Source organism: Paeniglutamicibacter sp. GQ140, from assembly GCF_059759235.1.
In genome coordinates this window covers 68,967-87,558 of the sequence record NZ_JCAXDW010000010.1, presented here as the reverse complement: position 1 = coordinate 87,558, position 18,592 = coordinate 68,967, and the positions used below count along the sequence as shown (strand labels likewise).

General features: G+C 67.1%; 18 protein-coding genes. 8 read left to right on the top strand and 10 right to left on the bottom strand.

Annotated features, from left to right (window positions below; genetic code table 11):
• Positions 1-108 precede the first annotated feature (108 nt).
• From AC6CHY_RS14410 to AC6CHY_RS14400, 3 genes are all read left to right on the top strand, one after another.
• Complete coding sequence (locus AC6CHY_RS14410; protein WP_217389335.1) at positions 109-558, top strand: Lrp/AsnC family transcriptional regulator; 450 nt, start codon at positions 109-111, stop codon at positions 556-558.
• A 142-nt stretch (positions 559-700) separates the two neighbouring features.
• Entirely contained in the window at positions 701-1,639 is a 939-nt protein-coding gene (locus tag AC6CHY_RS14405) for an alpha/beta hydrolase fold domain-containing protein (protein WP_498227141.1), read from the top strand.
• Between the two features lie 155 nt (positions 1,640-1,794).
• Positions 1,795-3,081, top strand: a complete 1,287-nt coding sequence (locus AC6CHY_RS14400) for an MFS transporter (protein ID WP_498227140.1) — start codon at positions 1,795-1,797, stop codon at positions 3,079-3,081.
• A gap of 224 nt (positions 3,082-3,305) precedes the next feature.
• On the opposite strand, the gene AC6CHY_RS14395 is transcribed toward AC6CHY_RS14400, so the two are convergent.
• The 6 genes from AC6CHY_RS14395 to paaA all read right to left on the bottom strand — a co-directional run bounded on the left by AC6CHY_RS14395 (position 3,306) and on the right by paaA (position 8,009).
• Positions 3,306-4,085: an enoyl-CoA hydratase/isomerase family protein gene (locus tag AC6CHY_RS14395; protein ID WP_217389333.1), complete on the bottom strand. Its 780-nt coding sequence runs from the start codon at positions 4,083-4,085 to the stop codon at positions 3,306-3,308.
• Positions 4,086-4,169: 84 nt separating this feature from the next.
• Positions 4,170-5,366, bottom strand: coding sequence for a 1,2-phenylacetyl-CoA epoxidase subunit PaaE (gene paaE, locus AC6CHY_RS14390; RefSeq protein ID WP_217389332.1), 1,197 nt, complete (start codon positions 5,364-5,366; stop codon positions 4,170-4,172).
• The gene (gene paaD, locus AC6CHY_RS14385) at positions 5,363-5,848 is read right to left on the bottom strand and encodes a 1,2-phenylacetyl-CoA epoxidase subunit PaaD (protein WP_217389331.1); all 486 of its coding nucleotides are present in this window, start codon (positions 5,846-5,848) and stop codon (positions 5,363-5,365) included. The genes paaE and paaD overlap by 4 nt, the downstream gene beginning before the upstream one ends.
• A 17-nt stretch (positions 5,849-5,865) precedes the next feature.
• Positions 5,866-6,726, bottom strand: a complete 861-nt coding sequence (paaC, locus tag AC6CHY_RS14380) for a 1,2-phenylacetyl-CoA epoxidase subunit PaaC (RefSeq protein WP_217389330.1) — start codon at positions 6,724-6,726, stop codon at positions 5,866-5,868.
• Positions 6,723-7,016 (bottom strand): 1,2-phenylacetyl-CoA epoxidase subunit PaaB, encoded by a 294-nt coding sequence (gene paaB, locus AC6CHY_RS14375; RefSeq protein ID WP_217389329.1) that lies wholly within the window; start codon positions 7,014-7,016, stop codon positions 6,723-6,725. The genes paaC and paaB overlap by 4 nt, the downstream gene beginning before the upstream one ends.
• Positions 7,017-7,019: 3 nt before the next feature.
• Complete coding sequence (gene paaA / locus AC6CHY_RS14370) at positions 7,020-8,009, bottom strand: 1,2-phenylacetyl-CoA epoxidase subunit PaaA (RefSeq protein WP_498227139.1); 990 nt, start codon at positions 8,007-8,009, stop codon at positions 7,020-7,022.
• 485 nt (positions 8,010-8,494) lie between these two features.
• Between paaA and AC6CHY_RS14365 the strand changes: the two genes are divergently transcribed.
• From AC6CHY_RS14365 to AC6CHY_RS14355, 3 genes are all read left to right on the top strand, one after another.
• Positions 8,495-9,535, top strand: a complete 1,041-nt coding sequence (locus tag AC6CHY_RS14365) for a methionine ABC transporter ATP-binding protein (RefSeq protein WP_498227138.1) — start codon at positions 8,495-8,497, stop codon at positions 9,533-9,535.
• A complete protein-coding gene (locus AC6CHY_RS14360; protein ID WP_217389326.1) occupies positions 9,526-10,245 on the top strand; it encodes a methionine ABC transporter permease in 720 nt (239 codons plus the stop codon). The genes AC6CHY_RS14365 and AC6CHY_RS14360 overlap by 10 nt, the downstream gene beginning before the upstream one ends.
• Before the next feature lie 95 nt (positions 10,246-10,340).
• On the top strand, positions 10,341-11,255 hold the full coding sequence (locus AC6CHY_RS14355) for a MetQ/NlpA family ABC transporter substrate-binding protein (RefSeq protein ID WP_217389325.1): 915 nt from the start codon (positions 10,341-10,343) through the stop codon (positions 11,253-11,255).
• A 74-nt stretch (positions 11,256-11,329) separates the two neighbouring features.
• Here the strand turns inward: AC6CHY_RS14355 and AC6CHY_RS14350 are convergent, their stop codons facing one another.
• Positions 11,330-11,758, bottom strand: coding sequence for a DoxX family protein (locus AC6CHY_RS14350; RefSeq protein ID WP_217389324.1), 429 nt, complete (start codon positions 11,756-11,758; stop codon positions 11,330-11,332).
• Positions 11,759-11,946: 188 nt separating this feature from the next.
• Between AC6CHY_RS14350 and AC6CHY_RS14345 the strand changes: the two genes are divergently transcribed.
• Positions 11,947-12,759, top strand: coding sequence for a polysaccharide deacetylase family protein (locus tag AC6CHY_RS14345; RefSeq protein WP_498227137.1), 813 nt, complete (start codon positions 11,947-11,949; stop codon positions 12,757-12,759).
• Positions 12,760-12,866: 107 nt separating this feature from the next.
• On the opposite strand, the gene AC6CHY_RS14340 is transcribed toward AC6CHY_RS14345, so the two are convergent.
• From AC6CHY_RS14340 to AC6CHY_RS14330, 3 genes are all read right to left on the bottom strand, one after another.
• Complete coding sequence (locus AC6CHY_RS14340) at positions 12,867-13,625, bottom strand: amino acid ABC transporter ATP-binding protein (RefSeq protein ID WP_217389323.1); 759 nt, start codon at positions 13,623-13,625, stop codon at positions 12,867-12,869.
• Positions 13,622-15,022: an amino acid ABC transporter substrate-binding protein/permease gene (locus AC6CHY_RS14335; RefSeq protein ID WP_217389511.1), complete on the bottom strand. Its 1,401-nt coding sequence runs from the start codon at positions 15,020-15,022 to the stop codon at positions 13,622-13,624. Before AC6CHY_RS14335 ends, AC6CHY_RS14340 begins: the two co-directional genes overlap by 4 nt.
• 244 nt (positions 15,023-15,266) lie before the next feature.
• Positions 15,267-16,697: a serine hydrolase domain-containing protein gene (locus tag AC6CHY_RS14330; RefSeq protein WP_498227136.1), complete on the bottom strand. Its 1,431-nt coding sequence runs from the start codon at positions 16,695-16,697 to the stop codon at positions 15,267-15,269.
• A gap of 140 nt (positions 16,698-16,837) precedes the next feature.
• Between AC6CHY_RS14330 and AC6CHY_RS14325 the strand changes: the two genes are divergently transcribed.
• Positions 16,838-18,466 carry an alkaline phosphatase D family protein gene (locus AC6CHY_RS14325; protein ID WP_217389321.1) on the top strand — a complete coding sequence of 543 codons (1,629 nt, stop codon included), beginning with the start codon at positions 16,838-16,840 and terminating at the stop codon, positions 18,464-18,466.
• Positions 18,467-18,592: the final 126 nt, after the last annotated feature.

The window sequence follows — 18,592 nt, the reverse complement described above, 5'->3', positions numbered from 1 at the left end:
TTGGAATATTCTGGAAAACTGCGCATAGGATCGATATTCTTGGAGACGGTTTGAAAGTGTGACCGTTGCTACATCGTGGTTTTTGGACAAAGTGGAAAGAGGCATTTGATGGAGACTCCCCCGGTTCGGCTGGACGAGGTGGATCGGCGCATCCTGGAGGAGCTCACCAAGGACGGGCGCCAGTCGGTGACCACCGTCGCGCAAAAGGTCCACGTGTCCCGTGCGCACGCCTATTCGAGGATCAATCGCCTGCAGGACGAGGGCGTCATCACCCGCTACACCGCGGTCGTCGATCCGCTTCGTGCGGGCCTGAGGGCCAGCGCCTACGTGACCCTGAAACTTCGCCAACACTCCTGGCGGGAAATGCGCGAACGCCTCTCGGCGATGCCCGAGGTCCACCACATCGGCCTGGTCGGCGGAAACTTCGATGTGATCCTGTTGGTGCGGGCGCGCGACAACGTCGATCTGCGCAGGGTGGTCTTCGACCAGTTGCAGTCCATGCCGGGGGTGCTCGACACCCAGACATTCCTGGTCTTCGAGGACGTCGACACGCGCTGAGCCGGTCCTGGCCCATGGCCTCAGGGCGCCGGCCGCATCAAACTCCGCGCCGCGGTGGTACGTTCGAGAGATCAGCTGTGCCCGACGCAGCGCAGCGGGATGCAGCCTTGCGGTCGGAACCTTTCCCGCCAAGGAGTGCGTCGTGCCCAGTCTCGCCAGCCGGATGATGCCGCCGTTATTGACCGCGCTCGGCTACCGGCGTCGCTTCGCCAGTGCCCAGGCGACCGAGGATCTTGTTGCCGCACGAAATTTGCGTCCCCGCACCTACGGGCCCCCGCGGCTGCTGCGCCGGGGCGTGAGTGTGAGTGTCAAGGACGAGGACGGCTGGCCCCTCTACGAGATCGTGCCCTCAAGCGGGCTTCCGCGCGGACAGATCGTCTACGTCCATGGCGGGGCGTGGATCAACCAGATAGCACTCCAGCATTGGCAGCTGGTCGCCGAGCTGGCTGTCACCACCGGGTCCCGGGTGTTGGTCCCCATCTATCCCCTGGCCCCGCGGGGCACGGCCGCGACGGTGGTCCCGCGCGTCGCTGACCTGCTCGGGCGCCTTGCCAGCGAGCACGGGGCCGAGAACGTGTCGGTCGTCGGCGACTCGGCGGGAGGCCAAATCGCACTCGCCGCCGCCCAGCTGGCCCGCGACGCACACCTGGCGCTCGCCCACACGGTGCTGATCGCACCCGCCCTGGACCTGAACCTTGACAATCCGGTGATCGACGAGCTCGAACCCAACGATCCGTGGCTGGTCAGGCCCGGCTTGCGGGCCGCCGTGGAACTTTGGCGCGGCGACCTGCCGCTGGACAGCCCCCTCGTGTCCCCGCTGTTCGGCCAGATGGCCGGGCTCGGTCCGCTCGCCGTGTTCGCAGGCACCCGCGACATCACCCATCCGGACTGCGAGCTCCTGGTATCCAAGGCCCGCTCGGCAGGCGTGAACACCGAGTTCCACCAGGCGCCGGGCATGGTCCACGTCTACCCGCTGCTGCCCATCCCGGAGGGGCGGCAGGCTCGCCGGACCATGGCGCGCATTCTGCGCGGCGAGCCGAGAATTTCGGCCGCCGCGCCGGGCACTCGGCCGACCCGCTGAGGCCTGGATCCACGCCGTCATGTTCGCCCGGAGCCGCGCTGGCCGGGAACGTGCCCGCGAGCCGCGCGCGTCCGGGGCCGGCGCCCTCGGCCGGATGACGAATCCCCTCGGGTAGCATCGGGTTCACGATGCCCGTGAACGAAAGCGCGGAACCCATGAGCCAGAGGCAAGCCCCGGGACTGCCGGCGAAGACGCCGCCCCGGCTGCGGGACAGACCCGGATTTGGAACGCTGATGGTTTCCGTGGCCTTCGGGGCGATCTCCACCGGGATCCTGAATGTGGCCAATGACCTGGTCGCGATCTACGCCCTCGATGCGAACGCCACCCAAATCGGGTTCCTCAATGCCGCCGAATCCGTGGCATTCCTGTTCCTGGCCATCCCCGCGGGCATCATGCTCGATCGCGTGAACCGGGTCAAGACCATGTTCTGGGCTCAACTGGCGGCGGGCTCGGCGATCCTTTCGGTCCCTTTGGCCTGGTCGCTGGGTCTTCTGGGCTATCCGCAGCTGGTGGTGGTTTCCTTCCTGGTGGGAGCCGCCGGCATGGTGTGGGGCATGGGGGCGGGCTCGGCGTTACCGGCCATCGTCGGGCGCGACCTGGTTTCCGCGGCGTTTGCCCGCAAGGAAACCGTCGATACCTCTGCCGGCATCATCTCACCCGGCCTGGCAGGACCCCTGGTCGCCGTCATCTCCGCGCCCTTCACCCTCCTCGTGGCCGGGACGGCGAACCTGCTCGCCGCAGCAACCCTGCTGTGGGGCCTCCGCACGACGGCAAAGTCCGCCGCTCCCCCGGGGGAAGCGACACCACGGATCGGCTTCCGGCAGTCATTTGGGGAGGGCCTCCGATTCACGCTCAAGCACTCCGCCATCCGAGCCCTGGTTTCCTCCTCGGCGATCACCAACATGGGCCTGGCCTTTGGTTCCGCCGTGGAAACCCTCTACTTCGTCAAGGTCCTGGGCTTCACGCCCCAGGCCATCGGGCTGGTCATCTCGATGATCGCTGTTGGGGGGCTGTGTGGTTCATTGGCGGTTCCCGCCTTGGTGGCCAGGCTGGGCGAAACCCGGCTCCTCGCGTACTCCGCTCTTTTCCTGCCGCTCTCGGTCGTGTTGGTTCCGTTGGCGGGCAACCTAACCGCCGGCTCGCTCATCGTGGTGATCGCCCATTCGGTGCTGTACAACGCGCTCATGGTGTCCTACAACGCCACTGCCTACGGGCTTCTGGCCAGGGCGACACCCGACACCATGATGGGTCGGCAGCAAGGATTCCGGTTGGTGTTCACGATGGGTCCGGTTCCCTTGCTGGGAATCATTGGCGGCTTGGCCGGCGATGCGCTGGGCCTGCAGCCGGTCATGTGGATATGGGTGGGCGTGACGGCGTGCGCGGGGTTGCCGCTGTTGTCGTTCTGGACGGCAACGGGCAGGCGGAGCCATGAATCGGCCTAGCCAAAAGCATGTTGACTTCAGTGGTTTAAGGACGCGGCTCGGATCGGCACGTTCGTCCCCGGCACACCCCCCGGTTCGCCAAACACCCACAGCAGGATTTCCACCCCGAACGTGATCGTGATCCACCTGGCGGAACGTTGCGCCGGGATGCGGGCCGGACCCCGCACGTGCGAACGGTGCCCCCGCCAGAGACGGGGGCACCGCTTCATCGCGGGCACTGGTCGCTAGCCCTTGAAGACCGGCTTCCGCTTTTCCTGGAACGCCAGGAACCCCTCGGCATAGTCCTCCGTCGCGCACAGGTCCGCCTGGGCCTGGTTCTCATTGGCCATCGAGTCCCACAAACCCAGGCGCTGGTCGCGGATCTCGGCCACGAGTTCCTTGGAGGCCCGGAACGCACCGGTTGCCCCGGAGGCGACCTTGGCGACGATGCCGCGCGTGGTCTCCAGCAAATCGTCTGCAGGCATGGCCCGGGAGAAGAGCCCGGAGGCCACCGCGTCGGCGCCGCTGATCAGCTCGGCGGTGTAGATCATATCCAGCGTTCGGTGGGTGCCCAGTCGTTCGGTGAACAGCCAGTGCCCGCCCGAGTCGAGCGTCGCTCCGAGGTTGGCGAAGGGCGAACCGATCTTCGCGTTCTGCGCCACGTACACCACATCCGTGGCGATCGCCAGGCCCAGCCCGACCCCCAGGCACGCGCCCTGCACGGCGGCGAAGGTCGGCGCCGGGAACGAGGACATCTTGGCCAGCAAGGGCTGCACCTTGCCGCCGAGGTATCCCAGGACGTCGTCGTCGGCCGGGACCACCCCGGAGATGTCGCGTCCGGCGCAGAAGCCGCGGCCCTCGCCGCGCAGCAGCAGGGCCCGGACCTGTCCGGTTTCGACTCCCGCGGCGGCCTGGTCGTAGGCCGCGCCCAGCTCATCGAGGGCTGCCTCGTTCAGCGAGTTCATCTTCTCCGGGGCGTTGAGCACGATTTCTGCCACGCCGTCGGTGATGTTCAGTTCAATCATGTTGGTCCGTGTCCCTCCGGTTATGGTCCTACGCCAAGGATCCACCCGCTCCCGCGGATGGATCCTTGCCGGTGTGGTTGGTGCCTAGGCGTCGTAGTCGACCAGGACGCGTTCGGTGGTGGGGCGCGACTGGCAGGTCAGCACGTAGCCCCGCTCGATCTCGTCCGGCTCCAGCGCGTAGTTCTCGTCCATGTCCACGCTACCCTCCACGACCTTGGCACGGCAGGTGCCGCAGACCCCGCCGGCACAGGCGAACGGGACGTCCGGGCGGACGCGCAGCGCGGCGTTCAGGATGGTCTCGCGGGCGTTGACGGGGCTCTTGACCTCGCCCTGCAGGCCGTCGAGCTTGAACGCGATCTGGTAGGTCTCGTCGGACTCGTCGATCACGACGGGGCGGCCGATGTTTCCCTCGGGACGCGTCGGCTCCCCGGTGGTGAACAGCTCGTAGCGGACCTTCTCGGCCGGGACGCCCTGTGCGGCGAGGTTGTCGCGCACCAGCTGGACCAGTTCGAAGGGGCCGCAGAGGAACCATTCATCGACCTGGTCGGTGCGGATGACCGAGCCCAGCAGCTTGTTCAGCTTTTCGGCGTCGATGCGGCCCGAGAGCAGCGGGGAGATGCGCTGTTCGCGGCTCAGCACGTGGTGCAGGGCGAAGCGGGCCGGATAGCGGTCCTTGAGGTCCGCCAGTTCCTCCAGGAACATCACATCCATGGCGGCCTTGTTGGCGTAGACGAGGTCGAAGTGCACGTTCTCGTTGGCTGCCAGCACCGTGCGGGCGATGGCCATGACCGGGGTGATGCCCGATCCGGCGGCCACGGCCACGAAGGTGTCCTCGGTCTCGACGTCGATGTCCTCGGGGTCGTTCATCCCGTTCATCTTGTGCTTGGAGATGAAGCCGCCGGTGGGGCTCATGACGTCCATGGTGTCCCCGGCACGCAGCGACTCGTTGGCCCAGGTGGAGAAGATGCCGCCGATGTCGCGCTTGATGGCGACGCGGATTTCCCCGGCGGTGGGCTCGGCGCAGATGGAGTAGCTGCGGCGCAGCTCCACGAGGTTGCCCTCGGCATCCTCCAGTTCCTTGCGCAGTGCCACGTACTGGCCGGGCAGGTAGTCGTACTGGCCGGCGAGGTCCGCGGGGACCTCGAAGGTGACCTCGATGGCGTCGGCGGTGAGCCGGCGGACCTCGGAAACCGTGAGGGTGTGGAACGTGGTCCGGCGACGGCCCGGGACCTCGGGGTCAACGCCGTCGTTGGCCGGCAGGGCGGCAGTCGTGTCTGTCATGAGAGCACCTTGAAGTAGTCGAAGGGTTCCAGGCAGTCCTTGCATTGGTACATGGACTTGCACGAGGTGGAACCGAAGCGGGAAAGTTCCTTGGTATTCAGCGAGTGGCATTGCGGGCACTTCACGCCCAGGCCCAGGGTCACCGGCCCGCGGTGGCCGGTGCCCGTGGGCGGGGCAATGCCGTAGGCCTGGAGCTTGGCCTTGCCGGACTCGGTCATCCAGTCGGTGCTCCAGGCAGGGGAAAGGACCAGGTTGACCCGGACATCCGGGTACCCGGACGCCCGGAAGACGGTCCCCAGGTCCTCGGTGATTGCGTCCATCGCCGGGCATCCCGAGTACGTGGGGGTGATGGTGACAACCACGGTGTCGCCCTGAAGCTCCACGTCCCGCAGGATCCCCAGGTCCGCGATGGTGAGCACCGGGATCTCGGGGTCTGTCACGCGTGCGGCGATCTCGCGCAGCTCGGTGATGGTGGCAATCATTTTCTTTCGTCCTTTGCTTACCAGGTGGCGCCGGGGTGCTTGCGCGCCAGAACCTGCATCTCGGCCAAAATGAAGCCGAGGTGTTCGGAGTGCTCGCCGCGCCGTCCGCGGGCCATCGCGAACGGAACGGTCGGAACCGCCAGTTCGGCGTCGTGCAGCACGGCGGTGAATTCCTCTTCCCAGGCCGCGCGCAGCGAGGAGGGGGCCACAGCGACGTCGCCCAGGGCGGCGTGCAGTTCCTCGTCCTCGAACATCTCCCCGACGTAGGGCCAGAGGATGTCCAGGGCGTGGCGCATCCGGCGCGCCGATTCCTCGGTGCCGATGCCCAGGCGCAGCGTCCAGGCGATGGCGTGGTCGCGGTGGTAGTCGACCTCCTTGACGGCCTTGGCGGAAATTGCCGCGATGGTCGCGTCGCCCGAGTCCAGCAGCGCGGTGTAGAGCAGGTGCTGGTAGATGGAGATGATCAGCTGGCGCACGATGGTCACGCCGAAGTCGCCGTTGGGCTGTTCGACGATGTGCAGCGAGCGGAAGTCCTCTTCCTCGCGCCAGTAGGCCAGGTCGTCCTCGGTCTTGTCCCAGGCCTTGGCGGCGTAGGAGAGGAAGGAGCGGGCGTGGCCCAGCTGGTCCAGGGCGATGTTGCCCAGGGCGATGTCTTCCTCGATCTCCGGACCGCGCGAGATCCAGTGCGAGAGGCGCTGGGCCAGGATCAGGGCGTCGTCGCCCAGGCGCAGGGCGTATTCGGCGACCTGCTCGCTGGGCTTCTCCTGCGCGATGGCGATGTCCTCGGGGCGCAGCGCGTTGCCCGGGGTGACGCGGGTGGCCGAGGCCGTCGAGTCGCCGAAGCTGTCCAGGGAATGGTCGATGTTGTGTGCGCTCACAGGTGCTTCACGCCCTCGGACTTGGTGTAGTAGGTGGCGTGGCGGTAGTCCTTGCCCTGCGGGGATTCGAAGTACATGCCCTTGGCATCGGGGTCCGAGGCGATGATGTCGCTGCTGGCCACGACCCAGAGGGACACGCCCTCGTTGCGTCGGGTGTACAGGTCGCGGGCGTTCTTCAGCGCCATCTCCGCATCCGGTGCGTGCAGGGAGCCGGCGTGGACGTGGGAGAGCCCGCGGGAGGAGCGGACGAATACTTCCCAGAGCGGCCAGGTGCCTTCTGATTCGGTCATGATTTATGCAACCTCGGTCTTTCGAGCCATCTTTGCCGCGTATGCCGCGGCAGCTTCGCGCACCCAGGCGCCTTCATTGTGTGCATCGCGGCGGCGCTGGAGGCGCTGCGCGTTGCAGGGCCCGTTGCCGGCGATGACTGCCTTGAACTCGACCCAGTCCAGGTCCATGTGCTTCCAGGTCCCGGATTCCTCGTCGAAGCGCAGCTCCGGGTCCGGCAGGGTCAGGCCCAGGATCTTGACCTGTTCGACGATCATGCCGACGAAGCGCTGGCGCAATTCGTCGTTGGAGAACCGCTTGATCTTCCACGCGGTTGACTGGCCCGAGTTCGGGGAGTCGGAGTCCGGCGGGCCGAACATCATCAGCGAGGGTGCGTAGAAGCGGTTGATGGCGTCCTGTGCCATCTTCTTCTGCGCCTCGGTGCCGTTGGCCAGCTCCAGCAGGATCTCAAAGCCCTGGCGCTGGTGGAAGGATTCCTCCTTGCAGATGCGCACCATGGCCCGGCCGTAGGGGCCGTAGGAGGCGCGGCACAACGGGACCTGGTTGGCGATGGCCGCGCCGTCGACCAGCCAGCCGATCGCGCCCATGTCCGCCCAGGAGCGTGCCGGGTAGTTGAAGATCGAGGAGTACTTGGCCTTGCCCGTCATCAACTGGTCGTTGAGCACATCGCGCGGGGTGCCGAGGGTCTCGGTGCCCGAGTACAGGTAGAGGCCGTGGCCGGCCTCGTCCTGCACCTTGGCCATGAGGATGGCCTTGCGCTTCAGGGACGGGGCCCGGGTGATCCAGTTGGCCTCGGGCTGCATGCCGATGATTTCGGAGTGCGCGTGCTGGGACATCTGCCGCGTCAGGGTCTTGCGGTATGCCTCGGGCATCCAGTCGCGCGGTTCGATGCGTGAATCCTCGGCAATGATCGCGTTGAAGCGATCCTGCCCTGCTTGCTCCTCAGGAGAAAGTACCGCGGATAGCGATCCGCCGCTTTCTTGCTGTGCAGCCATAGTGCTCACCTCACTGTGACAAAAAGATTATTTACTGACCGTTCGTTCAGGATATGCGGACGATCACCTTTTCGTCAATCTCCGCGCCCTGCGCAAGCGCCCCGCGCGGCGCCGCGGATTGCCCGGGCGCACCCCCTCCCCCGCGCGGACGCCGAACCGCAGCGGCGGTCGAACCCCACTCGCCCCCCGAACGCCGCACCCCGTCCTGCACGAGGCAGGACGGACCGAATATCGGCTTTTTCGCGGGCGGCACCGCGTTGCCGACCGGCGGCATGTTTGTGACGCCGCACGTCTTCCTCGCCCCCTGGGCCGTCATGCAACGCAATAAAAGGCGCGCCCCGGCCGGCCTGCGTGACGCGGCAAGACGCTGCGTGCCCCTGCGTGACAGGCCCATGGCCCGGGCCTGTCGCCGCGGCGCAGAATTGACCATCCCCCTCGCGGCGGCCGACTCGCATCGGCGCCAACCCTGCACGGAAAGCCATCGCATGATCAGCCTGAAGAACCTCACCAAGGTCTACGGACACGGAGACAAATCCGTCACGGTCCTGGACAACCTGGAGATCGACGTTGCCACCGGCGAGATCCTTGCCATCGTGGGCCCCTCGGGTGCCGGGAAATCCACCCTGGCCCAGTGCATCAACCTCCTGGAGCGCCCCACCTCCGGCCAGGTCATCGTCAACGGCGAAGACCTGGCCCGGCTTCCGGAACGCAAGCTGCGGGTTGCCCGGCGGCGCATCGGCACGGTCTTCCAGTCCGCGAGCCTGCTTTCGCGCCGCACCGCTGCCGAGAACATTGCGCTGCCGCTCCAATACCTGGGCGTGACCCCGGCCGAGACGAAGGCGCGGGTGGCGGAGCTGCTGGATCGCGTGGGCCTGTCCCACCGCGCCAACCACTACCCGTTTGAGCTGTCCGGCGGCCAGCTCCAGCGCGTGGGCATCGCCCGCGCCCTGGCACTGCGTCCCTCGGTACTGCTCTCCGACGAGGCCACCTCGGGACTGGACCCGGAAACCACGCGCTCGGTGGTCTCGCTGCTGCGCCAGCTGCGCGACGACCTGGACCTCGCGGTCGTGTTCATCACCCACGAAATGGACACGGTGCTGCACGTGGCCGATTCCGCCGCCCGGCTGGAAAACGGCCGCATCACCGAGCAGGGGTCCCTGGTGGACCTGCTCACCGACCACGACTCGGCACTGGGCCGGGCGCTGCAGCCGCGCCTGTCCCCGGCGGATCCCGGGGCGGGGTCGCGGGCCTGGCACGTGACCTACGATTCGCGGACCGTCCCGGCCGACTGGCTGCAACGGGTCTCGGCCGACCTCGGCGAACCGGTGGCCCTGCTTGCCGCCACCATCCAGAGCATCGACGGCACCAGCACCGGCAACGCCACCGTCGGCCTGCACGCCCCCGAGCCCCGCGCCGCCGCGGCGTTTGCCCGCCACGGACTGCGCGCCGTGCCCCGGGAGGCCGCAGCACCGGAGGCCCGAACCGCATCCGCACCACGATCCTCGGAGGAACTCCAATGGGCCTGAGCATCCCCGCCGCGGCGCAGATCCGCGCCCTGTCCGACACCCCGATCCCCGAACTCCCGGCGCTGCTGGTTCCGGCGCTGGGCGAGACCCTGGCCATGGTCGGCATCGTGATGCTGATCGTCGTTGCCCTGGGCACCCCGATCGCCGTGGCGCTGCACAACATGGCACCCGGCGGGCTCTATGAGCACCGGGGCACCTATTCGGTGCTCAGCTGGATCGTGAACATCGGCAGGTCCTTGCCGTTCCTGGTGCTGATGGCGGCCATCGTCCCGTTCACCCGCTTCGTCACCGGCACCAACATCGGCATAGCCGCCGCCGTGGTGCCCATGTCACTGGCCGGGATCCCGTTCTTCGCGCGGCTCGTGGAGAACTGCCTGCGCGAGGTCCCGCGCTCGGTCACCGCCGCCGCGCGCGCCTCGGGCGGGTCCCCGCTGCAGATCATCCGCAGCGCACAGCTCGGCGAGGCCGTCCCCGCCATCCTGGGCGGGCTGACCATCAACACCATCGCCATGATCGAGTACTCGGCCATCGCCGGAACCATCGGCGCCGGCGGCATCGGCTACGTCGCCGTCACCTACGGCTACCAGCGCTTCGACCAGACGGTCATGCTCGCCACGGTGATCCTGCTGATCGTGATGGTCACCGTCGTCCAGCTCACCGGGGACGCCCTGGTGCGGGCCACCACCCCGCACCTGCGCCGCCGCGCCTAGGCGCAGCGGCACCGCGCCGCACCCGCCCAAGCAATCCCCCTAATTCCTTCCAACGCCAGCCCGCCCACTCCCCCTTGCCCGAAAGGTAGCTCCCCATGACCATCACCGACCACAAGACGGACACCGGACCCGAGTCGCACGGCTTCACCATCCAAAAGAAGAAAAAATGGCCCTGGACGCTCGGCGCCATTGCCCTGGCCGGCGCCATCGCCGCGGCAGCCATCATCAACTCCAACGCGGGCACCAAGTCGCCGAACACGGTTGCCGGGGCCACGCTGACGGTGGTCACCGCGGAAGGCAACCATGCCGAGCAGGCACTGGTGAACTTCGTGGCCGAGGAAGTCGCCCCCAAGTACGGCATCAAGGTGGCCTTCAAGGGGCTTGCCGATTCGACAACGCTGAACCGCGCGGTGTCCACCGGCGAGGTTGCCGGAACCATCTACCAGCACAAGCTCTGGCTCTCGCAGGTGCTCGAGGCCAACCCCGACTTCAAGCTGGCCGCCGCGACCCCGGTCTTCCGCTGGGGCTTCGGGATCTGGAGCGAAAAGTACAAGTCGGTCGACGAGATCCCGGACGGGGCCACCATCTCCCTCTATTCCGACCCGGCCAACGAGGCCCAGGGCCTGTGGCTGCTGGAACGCGCCGGGCTGATCAAGCTCGCCGACGGCGTGGACAAGTGGAAGGCCACGCAGAAGGACGTGGCCGAGAACCCCAAGGACCTCAAGTTCAAGCTGCTGGACTTCGCCGCCCAGTCCCGCGCGCTGCCGGACCTGGATGCGGCCGTGGGCTACACCGAGTACTACGTCGCGGCCAAGGTTCCGGTCGAGCAACAGATTTTCGCCCCCGCGGCCCCGGACGAATTCGCCGGGCAGCTGACGATCGGCACCGAGTACGCCGACACCGAGAACGTGAAGAACCTGGTCAAGGCGTTCCAGGATCCCGCGGTGCAGGAGTTCCTGCGCACCGACCCGGCCGTCAAGGACCTCTTGGTCCCGATCGACGCCGAGTAGGCGTTCAAAAATGGGAAAACCCCCGTGGACACCGGTTTCAACCGGTGTCCACGGGGGTTTACTGCGTCTGGAGACTAGGCTGCGATGCGGGCCGGGATGAACCGGTCCACGGAAATGCGTCCCGCACCGAGCAGCGCAATCGCTGCGGCGCCGCCGGCCAGCGCCAACACCAGCTCGAAGCCGCCGGCCTCGACGAACACGCCGGCCGGGGCATGCACCATGAACAATGCACCAAGCATGTTCACGGTCAGCAACACGGCGAAGATGCGGGTGAGCACGCCGAGGATCAGGGCGATGCCGCCGACGATTTCAAGGGTTGCAACCACCGGCGCCACCAGGCCTGCCGCGGGCACGCCCATCTGGCCGAATGCAGCAGTGGTGCCGTCCAGCGTGAACTGGAAGAACTTCTGCCAGCCGTGGGCGGCGAAGAGGAAACCGATGACGACGCGCAGGGTGGTCTGTGCGGCGGTGGCCAACGCGGGGTTCTTTACTGCAGTGTCCATGAAAAGTCCTTGGGTCGTTTCGTCGCAACCGGGGATCCGCTCGGCGGCCGGTTGCGGCGGCCCGGTTTGTCCGGTCCGCAATCTGTCTTCAACCATGCCACAGACTTACTTGAACCTTCAAGTGCTGTGAGATATGCCTCACGGGCCGGAGGCGAGAAACGACACAAAGGACCGAAACGGGTGGCCGTTTGAGGAACTTCGCAGGTTCACGGGAGACCATGGTCATCATGGTTTCCCGCTTAAGAGTTCTTCAGTTCCTCTCTGCCTCGGCGCTGGCCCTGGTCTTGGCCGGTTGCGGCGCCCCGCTGAGCGCCACCTGGCAGGGCTTCCCTCCGGATGCCACCGGCCAGGCGGACGGCAAGGACACTCCGCGCGCCGACGCCGGCCCGGACTGCGCCCAGGTCAAGTGCGTGGCACTGACCTTTGACGACGGCCCCGGCCCCCACACCGAGTCCCTGCTCGACATCTTGGACGAACACGAGGCCAAGGCCACGTTCTTCCTGATCGGCAAGGACGTCGTGAAGTTCCCCGACATCGTGCGCGACGAGGCGGCAAGGGGACATGAAATCGGAAACCACACCTGGTCGCACCAGGACCTGGCCAAGATTTCGGTCGCCGCCGGCCAGCGCGAGTTGAGCAAGACGGACGCAGCCATCAAGGAAGTCACCGGCGCCGCACCAACGGTGATGCGCCCGCCCTATGGCACGATTCGGGAGGACCACATGAAGTCCCTGGACCTCCCCGTGGCGATGTGGAGTGTTGACACGTTTGACTGGAAGACCCGTGACGCCAAGAAGACCGTGAAGGCCGCCGAAAAGGTCGTCCCCGGCTCGATCGTCCTGATGCACGACATCCATCCGTCCACCATCGAGGCGATGCCAAAGATGCTCACCGACCTCAAGGCCCGCGGGTTCCACTTCGTCACCGTCAGCCAGCTGGTCGGCGACCCGAAGCCCGGAACGGACTACAAGACCGGCCGGCAGGCCGCGGCAGGGAACTAGGCCGCCGGACCCCCGCCGCGACGACGAAGGCCCGCGGTGCCCCGCCGTTCCCCCAGTAGGGGGAGGCGGGCACCGCGGGCCTTGTGCATCACGGGGAGCATTCCCCGTCAGAGCACCTTGGAGAGGAACTCCTTGGTGCGGTCCTGCTGTGGGTTGCCGAAGAGCTCGGCAGGCGGGCCGGACTCGCACACCACGCCGGCGTCCATGAAGACCACCCGGTCGCCGATTTCCTTGGCGAAGCCCATTTCGTGGGTCACCAGGACCATGGTCATGCCCTCGGCGGCCAGGTCGCGGATGACCTGGAGCACCTCGCCCACCATCTCCGGGTCAAGGGCGCTGGTGGCCTCGTCGAAGAGCATGATTCCCGGGTTCATGGCCAGCGCGCGGGCGATGGCCACACGCTGCTTCTGGCCGCCGGAGAGCGACGCCGGACGGGCGTCGGCCTTCTCCCTCAGCCCCACCCGCTCCAGCAGCTTCAGTGCCTGCTCGCGGGCCTCGGCCTTGGTCGCCTTCTTCAGCTCCACGGGTGCCAACATGATGTTCTCGGCCACGGACATGTGCGGGAAGAGGTTGAAGTGCTGGAACACCATTCCCACGTGGCGGCGCACCTCGTTGATGTCGACCTTCGGGTCGGTCACGTCAAAGCCGTCGACGATGACGTGGCCGGCGGAGATATCCTCGAGCTTGTTCAGGCAGCGCAGCAGCGTGGACTTCCCGGAGCCCGAGGGGCCGATCACGCACACCACCTCGCCCTCGGCGATTTCCACGTCGATGCCCTTGAGCACCTCGTTGGTGCCGAAGGACTTGCGCAGCCCCTTGACGGCGATCTTCGCCTCGCGCGGCGAGGCTACGGTTGCTTCACTCATTTGTTGAACTTCCTATCGGCGAAGTTTGCCAGTTTGGTCAGGGCCATGATGGCCACGAAGTAGATCACGCCGACGATCAGCAGCGTCTCGGTGACCCGGAAGTTGGACGCGTAGATCTGCTGGCCCTGGTAGAGCAGCTCGGTAAAGCCGATGGCCAGCAGCAGCGAGGAATCCTTGAGCATGATGATTAGCTGGTTGATCAACGACGGCGTCATCATCTTGAAGGCCTGCGGGACCACGACCTTCTGCATCGACTTGCCGTAGCCCAGGCCCAGCGAGCGGGATGCCTCCAGCTGGCCGGGATCCACCGACTGGATGCCGCCGCGCACGATCTCCGCGACGTAGGCGCCGGAGTTCAGCGACAGGGTCAGCACGCCGGCAACCCAGATGCTCATCGGCTGCCCGGTCAGCTGCGGGACGCCGAAGTAGAACATGAAGGCCCACAGCAGCAGCGGGGTGCCGCGGAAGACGTTCACAAACGTGGTGGCGATGCCGCGCAGCACGATGTTGTGGGAGATTTTCATGAAACCGGCCAGCAGGCCCAGGACCATCGCCACGGCGAAGGAAATGGCGGTCACCAGGACGGTGTTGCCAAGGCCCTTCATCAGGGCCGGGAACGATTCGGTGAGCAGCTCCCAGAAGGTGGTGGGAACCGCAGCGGTGGGATCGGCAAGGTACTTGTTCAGGATCTGGTCGTACTCGCCGTTGGCCTTCAGCTGGGCCAGGCCGTCGTTGAAGGCGGCCAGCAGGGCCGAGTTGTTTCCCTTGTCGACCGCGAAACCGTAGGAACCACCTGGAACCTTGTCGGTGACGGTCTTGAGCCCGTTGTTCTGGGCCACGCCGTAGGCGAGCACCGGGTAGTCGTCGAAGACGGCAACGGCGGATCCGGCCTTCACCGATTCATACATGGTGGCCGACTGGTCGAGGGAAGTGACTTCGAACCCGTACTGGCCGGCAATGGACTTGGCGTAGGTTTCGCCCTCGGACCCGGTCTTGGCGACCACCGTCTTGCCTTTGAGGTCCTCATAGCCCTTGATGGCGTCATCGGTCTTGGCGACGGCCATCTGGATTCCCGACTCAAAGTAGGGTTCGGAGAAGTCATAGATGGCCTTGCGTTCGTCGGTGATCGACATGCCGGCAATGACGCCGTCGACCTGGTCCGAGGAAAGTGCCTGCAAGGCCGCATTGAAGCCGAGGGAACGGATCTCGACCGCGAAACCCTGTTCCTCGGCAATCGCACGGATCAGGTCCATGTCGATGCCGGTCAGCTCGCCGTTTTGGCGGAACTCGAAGGGCGCGAAGGTGGTGTCGGTGCCGATGACGAAGGTCTTGCCTTCGACTCCCGAGTCGGCGGGCGCTGCCAGGGCGGCCGCGGAACCGCCGAGCAGCAAGAACATGCCCACGAGCCCGGCAATCACCGCCCTGAGCCAGGTCCGTGGACCTCGAGTCTTACTGGACGTCTTCAAGATTCGTTCACTCTCCTTGTATTCGTTGTCTCCGCCATCGGGTTGTGAGGGCGCTAACACGGGTCATAGCCTAGGTGCTCGTGACCTCCGGCGATACCACCCACGCGGCGGTGAACCGCTGTGGCCGGGCAGCCCGCGAATCGGTTTCCATCGCGAGCGTGCACAAAACCACACATCATACCGGTGCCTGCAGAACGCGCGGAATCCGGACGTCCGCCAACCGCGTGAAGAGGATGCCGCCCGGTCCGCGCACGGAAGCGGCACCGTGTGCGTCGAGGTCGAAGCGAAGCTTCTCGCCGTACCCGGCAAAACCGTTGGGGTCCGCGGAGCCCAGCGTGGTCCCGTCCACGTATTCCAGCGGCCTGGCGGTCCCCGGCTTCGGTGCCTGCCCGGGGGTGAGCCAATAGAGCTTGCCGCCAAGTTCCGCAATGTCCACCACCTCCCACAGCGAGGCGAACCGGCCGGTGAAGCGCCGAAGCGCCGCGGGTTCCACCGACGCCCAGGAATCGGGCACCGGTGCCTCGGCGAGCGCCGCGCGGGCAAAGAGCGCCTCGCCCCAGGCGGTTGCCGGGCCGTCGACGGCGTTGGTGAGCATGCTGAGCACCACCCCGGTTTCGGGCACCGCCCAGGTTCGGGTGATGTGTCCCGGGTAGCCGCCGCTGTGGCCAAGGGTAAACCTGCCGGCGACCTCCTGCACGATGAGCCCCAGGCCGTAGCCGCGCCCCGGCGTCCCGGAGTCCTCGACCTTGCGCTGCATGCGGCGCTTGGAATCGTCGTCCAGCACGCTGGTCGGTGCCCCGGGCAGGAGGGAGGCGAAGTAGGCGGCCATGTCGACGGCCGTGGAATAGAAACCCGTTGCCGCCGCCAGGGAACCGGTGGGCACGTGTTCGATTTCGATGCGGTCCTCCAGCGCATGGCTGCCCCCGGCGAGCGCCAGCGGACCGTACCCGGCGGCGAGTTCCGGTGCACGGGCGTCGAGGTCCGGGCCGGTGTTCCCGAGTCCCAGCGGCCCCAGGATGCGGGCCCGCACGAAGTCGGCGTAGCTTTCCCCGGTCACCGCCTCGATGACAAGGCCCAGGAGCCCGTAGCCGATGTTGCTGTACTTGAAGTGCTCGTTGCGTTCCAGCACCTTCCCCCGGCCGGCGATCTCCAGGACCTCGGATTCGTCGGGGAACCGGCGGCCCAGGGTCCAGAAGTCGGCATTTTCCCCGTCGCGGATGATGCCCGAGGAGTGGGAGAGCAACTCCGCCACGGTCACCTCGCCCACGTCGCTGCCTGCCAGCGCGGTGAGCCAGGTTCCCAGCGGGTCTTCCAGCGAAAGCTTCCCCTCCCGGCGCAGGAGCATCACGGCGGTGGCGGTGAAGGTCTTGGAGTGGGAGGCGACCCTGAAAAGGTGCGAGTCGGTCATGGGCTCGGGCGGCGAGAGGTGCGCGTGGCCGCCGCAGAAGGCGCCCAGCACCTCCCCGTCCACCGACACGGCCGCCTGGTACCCGGGTTGCCGGGCCATCACGCGGTCGAACTCGAGGAAGCCCGGCGCGTAGGCCAGCACCGACTCCCAGATGGTCTTGGTCGATGGCCGCCCCTGGATCCCGTGCGCAGTGCTCATGGTGCCATCCTGCCACCACGTGCCAGGTGGACGGCGCATTGGGCCCGCAGGCCGCGGCAGCCTGTTGCTGCGGCCAATGGTTGGGCCGCAGTTAACCGCGGCGCAAGGTTCCCGTTTCCGGGGTGCGGTTGGCTGGGGCCATGGATACCTCCCCGCTCCCCGATCGCCGCTCGCTGCTGAAGGGCGCCGCCGCGCTCTCCGCCCTCGCCGCCACCTCCTTCGCCGCCCCTGCCGCCCTGGCCGTTCCGCGTCCATCCGGCGTGCCGCTGGCGAACCGCCGCCTGACCCTGCCCTCGGGCATCTCCACCGGAGACGTCTCGACGAACTCCGCGGTCCTGTGGTCCCGCGCCTCCGGGCCGGGACGCCTGCATGCTGTGCTGCGCGCCGCCGACGAGCAGGGCAACCCGTTGAAGGGACGCTTCGCCCGAACGGTCAAGTTCACCGGTCCCCGGGCGCACGCCGGCACCGACTTCACGGCCAAGATCAATGCGCGCGGGCTGCCCTCCGGCACGCGCTTCGAGATGGAGCTCTACTTCGAGGACGAATCCGGCCGGCGCGGCGAGAGCGGCAGCGGTTCCTTCAGCACGGCTCCCGCCCCCGGCAGGGGCCGGAACCACGAAACCGCTGCGCAGAGCTTCGTCTGGACGGCCGACACCGCCGGCCAGGGCTATGGGATCAACGAGGAGATCGGCGGGATGCGCGGCTATGCAGCCATGGCAGCGACCAAGCCCGACTTCTTCCTGCACTCCGGCGACACCATCTACGCCGACGGGCCGATGTCCGCCGAAATGACCGAGCCGGACGGGAACATCTGGCGCAACGTCATCACCGAGGAGGTGTCCAAGGTCGCCGAGACCCTCAACGAGTACCGCGGCCGCCACCGCTACAACATGATGGACGCCAACCTGCGGGCCATGTACGCCCAGGTCCCGGTGATAGCCCAATGGGACGACCACGAGACGGTGAACAACTGGTACCCGGGCGAGACCATCGACGATCCGCGCTACACCGTGCGCGACGTCAACACCCTGGCGGCCCGCGGCCGCCAGGCCTGGCAGGAATACATGCCCATCGCCGACGCCCGCGCCCTGCGCCCGGGCACAGGGTTCGAGCCTTCCCGCATCTACCGCCAGGTCCGCCGCGGCCCGCACCTGGACGTGTTCGCCCTGGACATGCGCTCCCACAAGGGCGAGAACACCGCGGGCCTGGAGACGCAGGAAACCGCCCTGCTGGGCGAGGAACAGCTGGCCTGGCTCATCTCCTCACTGCGCGACTCTGACGCGACGTGGAAGGTCATCGGCAACGACCTGCCGCTGGGGCTCATCGTCCCCGACGGGAAGGGACAGGAGTCGATCTCCAACGCGGAGCACGGCGCCCCGCTGGGCCGCGAGCTGGAACTGGCCCGCCTGCTGTCGGCGATCAAGCAGCACGACATCAAGAACGTGGTGTTCCTGACCGGGGACGTGCACTATTGCGCGGCCCACCACTACTCCCCCGAGCGCGCGGCGTTCTCGGACTTCAACGAGTTCTGGGAATTCGTGGCCGGGCCCATCAACGCCGGCTCCTTCGGCCCCAACGCCCTGGACGGAACCTTCGGCCCACGGGTCGATTTCCAGCAGGCCGGCCCGACCATGGCCTCACCGCGCTCGGGCGAGCACCAGTACTTCGGCCACGTGGAGATTCCCGGCGACGGTTCGGCCTTCACGGTGAAGCTGATCAATGCCAACGGGGCCGTGCAGTACACCCGGACGCTGACGCCGCGGCGCTGATCCGCAGCCTTCCGCACCGCCGCAGCGGTCCCGGAGCCGAAAGGCCCCGGGACCGCTGCCTTGCGTGCCGCCCCGGGGACGGTTTTGTCCGCGTTGGGCGAAGCCATGGACCCATTCGGCGGCTTG

Coding starts and splice junctions, on each gene's coding strand:
- AC6CHY_RS14355 (WP_217389325.1), top strand. CDS start 10,341: ATGACCATCACCGACCACAAGACGGACACCGGACCCGAGTCGCACGGC.
- AC6CHY_RS14325 (WP_217389321.1), top strand. CDS start 16,838: ATGGATACCTCCCCGCTCCCCGATCGCCGCTCGCTGCTGAAGGGCGCC.
- AC6CHY_RS14340 (WP_217389323.1), bottom strand. CDS start 13,625: ATGAGTGAAGCAACCGTAGCCTCGCCGCGCGAGGCGAAGATCGCCGTC.
- AC6CHY_RS14350 (WP_217389324.1), bottom strand. CDS start 11,758: ATGGACACTGCAGTAAAGAACCCCGCGTTGGCCACCGCCGCACAGACC.
- AC6CHY_RS14335 (WP_217389511.1), bottom strand. CDS start 15,022: ATGTTCTTGCTGCTCGGCGGTTCCGCGGCCGCCCTGGCAGCGCCCGCC.
- paaE (WP_217389332.1), bottom strand. CDS start 5,366: ATGACAGACACGACTGCCGCCCTGCCGGCCAACGACGGCGTTGACCCC.
- paaA (WP_498227139.1), bottom strand. CDS start 8,009: ATGGCTGCACAGCAAGAAAGCGGCGGATCGCTATCCGCGGTACTTTCT.
- AC6CHY_RS14395 (WP_217389333.1), bottom strand. CDS start 4,085: ATGATTGAACTGAACATCACCGACGGCGTGGCAGAAATCGTGCTCAAC.
- AC6CHY_RS14400 (WP_498227140.1), top strand. CDS start 1,795: ATGAGCCAGAGGCAAGCCCCGGGACTGCCGGCGAAGACGCCGCCCCGG.
- AC6CHY_RS14360 (WP_217389326.1), top strand. CDS start 9,526: ATGGGCCTGAGCATCCCCGCCGCGGCGCAGATCCGCGCCCTGTCCGAC.
- paaD (WP_217389331.1), bottom strand. CDS start 5,848: ATGATTGCCACCATCACCGAGCTGCGCGAGATCGCCGCACGCGTGACA.
- AC6CHY_RS14330 (WP_498227136.1), bottom strand. CDS start 16,697: ATGAGCACTGCGCACGGGATCCAGGGGCGGCCATCGACCAAGACCATC.
- AC6CHY_RS14410 (WP_217389335.1), top strand. CDS start 109: ATGGAGACTCCCCCGGTTCGGCTGGACGAGGTGGATCGGCGCATCCTG.
- AC6CHY_RS14365 (WP_498227138.1), top strand. CDS start 8,495: ATGATCAGCCTGAAGAACCTCACCAAGGTCTACGGACACGGAGACAAA.
- paaB (WP_217389329.1), bottom strand. CDS start 7,016: ATGACCGAATCAGAAGGCACCTGGCCGCTCTGGGAAGTATTCGTCCGC.